The sequence below is a fragment of the Mesorhizobium sp. M7A.F.Ca.CA.003.01.2.1 genome (assembly GCF_003998945.1).
Lineage (GTDB): Bacteria > Pseudomonadota > Alphaproteobacteria > Rhizobiales > Rhizobiaceae > Mesorhizobium > Mesorhizobium ciceri.
Genome location: NZ_RZRA01000421.1, coordinates 1 through 4,718, shown reverse-complemented (window position 1 = coordinate 4,718; position 4,718 = coordinate 1). Strand labels below are relative to the sequence as shown.

Below are 4,718 nucleotides of genomic sequence, written 5' to 3'. Positions count from 1 at the left end.
GCCACAAGCTGCCGGCGATCAATATCCTGACCACGGAGGCGGCGGTAAGTCTCAGGGACAATGAGGATTTCCTTGCCGGCCTCGAGGTGACGCCGGAGCGCCAGGCGGTCTGGGACGAACTCGACGGCCTCGATCGCTTCGTCGCGCGTAAGAAGATCGTCGAGCTGATGGAAGAGGGCGGCTTCCTCGAAAAGGTCGAGCCGCATCGCCATGCGGTGCCGCATGGCGATCGCGGAGGCGTGCCGATCGAGCCGTTCCTGACCGAGCAATGGTATGCCAATGCGGCGGAGCTGGCCAAACCGGCAATCGCTTCAGTGCGCGAAGGTCGCACGAACTTCGTGCCGAAGAACTGGGAAAAGACCTATTTCGACTGGATGGAGAACATCCAGCCCTGGTGCATCTCGCGCCAGCTCTGGTGGGGCCACCAGATTCCGGCCTGGTACGGGCCGGATGGGCGCGTCTTCGTCGAGAAGACCGAGGAAGAGGCGCTGAGCGCCGCGATCGAATTCTATCTGGCGCTGGAAGGACCGTGGAAGGCCTGGGTCGAGGACAAGCTGGAGAACTTCAAGCCGGGCGAGATCCTGACCCGCGACGAGGACGTGCTGGACACCTGGTTCTCGTCGGCGCTGTGGCCGTTCTCGACGCTGGGTTGGCCTGATGAGACTCCCGAGCTGAAGACCTACTACCAGACCGACGTGCTGGTGACAGGCTTCGATATCATCTTCTTCTGGGTCGCCCGCATGATGATGATGGGCCTGCACTTCATGGACGAGGAGCCGTTCCACACCGTCTATGTCCATGCGCTGGTGCGCGACAAGAACGGCGCCAAGATGTCGAAGTCGAAAGGCAACGTCATCGATCCGCTCGACCTGATCGACGAATACGGCGCCGATGCGCTGCGCTTCACCCTGACGGTGATGGCGGCACAAGGCCGCGACGTGAAGCTCGATCCGGCGCGCATCGCCGGCTATCGCAATTTCGGCACCAAGCTGTGGAACGCGACGCGTTTTGCCGAGATGAACGAGGTCGCGCGCAATGACGATTTCTGGCTGAACGACGCCAAGCTGGCGGTCAACCGCTGGATCCTCACCGAGCTGACGCGGGCGGCGCGCGAGATCACCGACGGCATCACCTCATACCGCTTCAACGAGGCGGCGGGCGCCGCCTACCGCTTCGTCTGGAACCTGTTCTGCGACTGGTACCTGGAACTGCTGAAGCCGGTGTTCATGGGAACCGACGAGGCGGCCAAAGCCGAAAGCCGAGCCTGCGTCGCCTTCGTGCTCGACGAGATCTACAAGCTGCTGCATCCGATGATGCCGTTCATGACCGAGGAACTGTGGGCGCAGACCGCTGGCGAAGGCAAGCAACGCCCCTCGCTGCTGTGCCATGCCACGTGGCCGTCACCGGACTTCGAAGACGCCGAGGCTGCAGCCGACATCAATTGGCTGGTCGACCTCGTCTCCGGCATCCGCTCCGTGCGTTCGGAGATGAACGTGCCGCCGGCAGCCATCGCACCGCTCGTCGTGGTCGGCGCCAACGATGTGACACGCGAGCGCCTCGTTCGCGAGGAGTCGGCGATCAAGCGGCTGGCGCGGGTCGGCGACATCTCGCTTGCCGATATCGCGCCCAAGGGTTCGGCGCAGATCGTGCTCAACGAGGCGACGATCTGCCTGCCGCTTGGCAGCCTGATCGACCTCGCCGCCGAGGCTGCACGGTTGCAGAAGGAACTGGCCAAGGTGACCGAGGAGATCGCGCGCCTGCACAAGAAACTGTCGAACGAGAGGTTCGTGGCCAGCGCGCCGGCCGAGATCGTCGATGCCGAGCGTGAAAAGCTCGCCGAATACCGCGATGCACAGGACAAGCTGTCGATCGCGCTGGCCAGGGTTCGCGACGCCGGCTGAGGGTAGATTCGGGAGACTTTAGACCCCTCTAAAATGCTGGTTTTCCGCCTGGAAAATCAGCATTCCGTTGCGTTAATATTGACGTAAACGGAAGTTTTAGCCCCATTGTTGCCATAATGTAACAATGGGGCTCCTGGAGCCCAAAAAAGGCCTGTTTTCGAGCCTTTTTGGATGGTTCTCCCTGTTTTTTGAGAGCCGCTCAGCCTTCACAGACCATTTTTCGGCCTTGCCGCACCCGGTTGCATTTCCTCGAAAATGCGGCTGGCCAGTGTGTACATGTACGCCCGCGAATTCGTTGTTGCACCGTTAACCTGAATTGGTTCTAGCTTGGTGCACTCGAATTCGGGGAGGACATTTCATGACTATTCTGCGACTGAAGGCGCTGCTGGGGGCGGGCTGCTTTTCGCTGGCTTTGATCGGGACGGCGATGAATCCGGCACATGCCGGCGGCCTGGAGCGTGGCGGCTACGATATCGATCTGCTGTTCGATCCGGCTCCGTTCGCGACCGAAGCGGAAGCGACCTATGTGATGCCGGACCGCAAGTACGAGAATGCGCGCGGTCCAGGCGGAGCCGATCTCGGCTTGGGCACCTCGGCCGACGGAGCCGAGGGCTATTGGGTTCCGCGCGTGGGAATGAAGGTCCAGGTCGTGCAAGGCGTGGATTGTATGGTCGATTATTCGCAGCCCTGGGGCGCGCATACCGCACCTGGCATGTGGAATGGTGCGCTTTCCAATACGGAAACCGATATCAAGAGCAACAACTACGCTGGTACATGCTCTTATAAATTTGATGCGGGCAAGGGCCAACTTCGTTTTATCGGCGGGCTGTTTTACCAAGACATCTCGGGATTCAAAGAAAGCTTGGTAAACGTACTCCCAGCATTGACAGGCCGTGTCGATCTCGAGGCCAGTGGCTGGGGTTGGCGCGCAGGCGTCGCTTATGAAATCCCCGACATCGCGTTGCGCGCGAGCCTTGTCTACAATTCGAAAGTCAAGCTCGACAATATCTCGGGTGCGCTCGACCTCACCAGTATTGGCAGAGGCGTTACCGATATTTACGGATCAACACAGTACATGCCTGATTCCGTGGAGCTGAAGTTGCAGTCGGGTATCGCTCCCGGCTGGCTTGCCTTCGGTTCGATCAAGTGGGTGAACTGGAGTTTGCTGCAGAGCGTTCCTATCTGCCCGGTGGGGGCTCCGTCCTCACTTTGCTTCACCAACGGCCCGGCAGAGGCAACCTCCCTTGACCTGATGTATCGTGATGGCTGGACCGTATCAGGTGGTATCGGCCACAAGTTCAACGATCAGTGGAGTGGAGCCGGTCAGTTGACTTGGGATCGCGGCACCTCGCATGGCTTCGGCGCGCAGACCGACACCTGGACGCTGGGTGGCGGCGTCGCTTATACGCCGAAGCCCAACATTGAGGTTCGCCTGGCCGGTGCAGTCGGTGTGCTCACCAGTGGTCATTCCGGCATAGTGATTGGCGAGAACGGAAAAATTATTGGTGACGACGCCACCTACGATTTTGGCAACGATCTGGTCACGGCATTTTCCGGCGGTATCAAGATCAAGTTCTAACCTGTTGAGAATTTTACAAAAAGGCCGGGCAATACCCGGCCTTTTTCATTTGGGCGGCTCTTGCCCGTGCGCCATTCATATAGGCCGCGTGCACATAAGCCGCGCTGTTGTCGCCCTCCTGCTATTGTGACGTTTTGGCAACACTTTCTGAACAACCCCTGCGGTAGAGGTCAGGCTGAGGAAATTGCCCATTTCCCGCCATAAACCCGGCGCACCTCGATCTTGTCTCGGGACACGCGCCAAAAGGCTCGGCGAGGGGGCAGGCCGCTCCGCCCCATTTGCAGGGAAGATGGGGCAAGGAAGAGTATGGACGCCAAAGTCATCTCCAAGGCTAAGCTCCCTAGCCGCTATGTGACCGTCGGTCCGGCGCGTGCGCCGCATCGTTCCTATCTCTATGCCATGGGTTTGTCGGCGGCCGAGATTGCGCAGCCGCTGGTCGGGGTCGCCTCCTGCTGGAACGAGGCGGCGCCCTGCAACATTTCGCTGATGCGCCAGGCGCAGGTGGTCAAGAAGGGCGTCGCGGCCGCCAGCGGCACGCCGCGCGAATTCTGCACCATCACCGTCACCGATGGCATCGCCATGGGTCACCAGGGCATGAAGTCGTCCCTGGTGTCGCGCGAGGTCATCGCCGATTCGGTCGAGCTCACCATGCGCGGCCATTGCTACGACGCGCTGGTTGGGCTCGCCGGCTGCGACAAGTCGCTGCCCGGCATGATGATGGCCATGGTGCGGCTCAATGTGCCGTCGATCTTCATCTATGGCGGTTCGATCCTGCCCGGCAGCTATCGCGGCCGCCAGATCACCGTGCAGGATGTTTTCGAGGCGGTCGGCCAGCACTCGGTCGGCACGATCAGCGATGACGAACTGCTTGAGATCGAACAGGTCGCGTGTCCCTCGGCCGGTTCCTGCGGCGCCCAGTTCACCGCCAACACCATGGCGACCGTCGCCGAGGCGATCGGCCTGGCGCTGCCCTATTCCTGCGGCGCGCCGGCACCCTATGAAATGCGCGACCGGTTCAATTTCGCCTCGGGCGAAAAGATCATGGAGCTGATCGCCAGAAATATCCGGCCGCGCGACATCGTCACGCTGAAGGCGCTGGAGAATGCGGCGACCGTGGTCTCGGCTACCGGCGGTTCGACCAACGCGGCACTGCATCTGCCGGCGATCGCGCACGAGGCCGGCATCAAGTTCGACCTGTTCGACGTGGCCAAGATCTTCGAGAAGACGCCTTACATCGC

Annotated in this window: 3 protein-coding genes; all 3 read left to right on the top strand. The window is 60.9% G+C overall.

Features of this window, described 5'->3' with window-relative positions:
• Nucleotides 1-1,901, top strand: a 1,901-nt coding sequence (locus tag EN969_RS17705; RefSeq protein WP_127419276.1) for a valine--tRNA ligase, incomplete at its 5' end; no start/stop codon positions are given.
• Between the two features lie 358 nt (nucleotides 1,902-2,259).
• Nucleotides 2,260-3,480, top strand: coding sequence for an OmpP1/FadL family transporter (locus EN969_RS17700; protein ID WP_013531282.1), 1,221 nt, complete (start codon nucleotides 2,260-2,262; stop codon nucleotides 3,478-3,480).
• 306 nt (nucleotides 3,481-3,786) lie between these two features.
• On the top strand, nucleotides 3,787-4,718 hold a 932-nt coding region (locus EN969_RS17695), incomplete at its 3' end, for a dihydroxy-acid dehydratase (protein ID WP_206525170.1).